This window comes from Streptomyces sp. NPDC044061 (assembly GCF_056434305.1).
Genome location: NZ_JBWKFL010000188.1, coordinates 1 through 1286, shown reverse-complemented (window position 1 = coordinate 1286; position 1286 = coordinate 1). Strand labels below are relative to the sequence as shown.

Sequence of the window (1286 nt, the reverse complement as noted above, 5' to 3'; positions counted from 1 at the left end):
GCCGATGGCCAGATTCCGCAGGGAAGCCATCGCTCGTGGCGCGCCGCTGGTCCGCACGCGCGAGGCGTCCTCTCCGAAGGTCACATCCCTGACGTGGTGCTCACGATTCTCAATAGCCCAGTGCCCGCGAACGCGTTCCGCCAGGTCAGCAGCGTTCGCCTGGTGTGCCGTCAGGCTTGTGACCGCGTAGACGCGCTCGATCGACACCTTCCCGGTGCGCAGGGTGCGCCGTCGGCGGACGATCTGCAGTGCCTGGTCGGCGTGCGGGAATGGCAGCCCCGGCACGGTGGCGGCCTTGAGCCGGCGGATCTCGTCACGGCCGTGCGCGGTGGCCCGGGTGCGGTCCAGCAGCGGAATCTCCTTCCACGGCAGGTCCTTCACCAGTGCGTGCAGGCTCGGATGGTTGCCCTTGAGCACGGCGATGTAGTGCGCTCCTTTCTCCTCGACCAGAAACTTCGCGTGGTCGGTCTGGGTCAGCAGCGCGTCGAAGGTCACCACCGCGCCGGTCAGGTCCAGCGGGTGAAGCAGGGGCCGGAACGCGGTGATCTCGTTGCTCTTGGCGTCGACCTCACGCTGGGCCAGCACGATCCCGTCGTCCCGCAGAGCGGAGATCAGGTGGACGCAGCGGCCGTCGGCTCGAATCGCTCCGCGCAGGGACTTGCCGTCCACCGCAACCGCTGCCCGCACCGAGTGGGCCGGCGGGTGTCTGTCCTGGTCGGCGGCGCGGGAGGCCGCGGCACGACCGGTGAGCCAGCCGCCAATTGCCGCGTCGAACGCGTCGCCGTCGATGCGCTGCAGCACCCGGCGGACGGTCGCCTCGCTGGGCGCCCGGCAGGGCCGGTCCGGATCACGTAGCGCGGCTCCGCAACAGAACAGCAGCCGGTCAGAGGCATCGGCAGCCCACTCGGCGATCGCGGTGAGGGACCTCGCTCCGGCCAGGACCGCGCAGGCGGCGACCGCCAGGACATACGGCAGCGGATGACGGCGGCCCCGGCGACGGCGCGGGTCGGGCAGGCGGGACAGCCGGGCCAGGAGATCGGGCAATTCGTCGGGGCAGGCCGGATCGCAGCCCGCGAGTTGGCCCAGCCCGGCGGAGATGGGTGATGATGGCGCAGCAGGCACGGTCTTCCGTTGTGGTGATCAGCGAACTCGACACTCCATGATCACCGGAAGCCGTGCCTGCACGCGTATCCGTCGCCCGTCACCAACCGCCCACCACCGCCGACTTGGGATAACGGGTCCATACCCGCAGCTCCAGGGCCAACCGCGAGAACGACGGAGCCCTG

1 protein-coding gene is annotated in these 1286 nt (G+C 70.4%); it reads right to left on the bottom strand.

Going from position 1 to position 1286, the window contains the following annotated elements; all coding sequences use genetic code 11:
• On the bottom strand, positions 1–1122 hold a 1122-nt coding region (locus AC07CM_RS51010), incomplete at its 3' end, for an ISAs1 family transposase (RefSeq protein WP_478883377.1).
• Positions 1123–1286 lie beyond the last annotated feature (164 nt).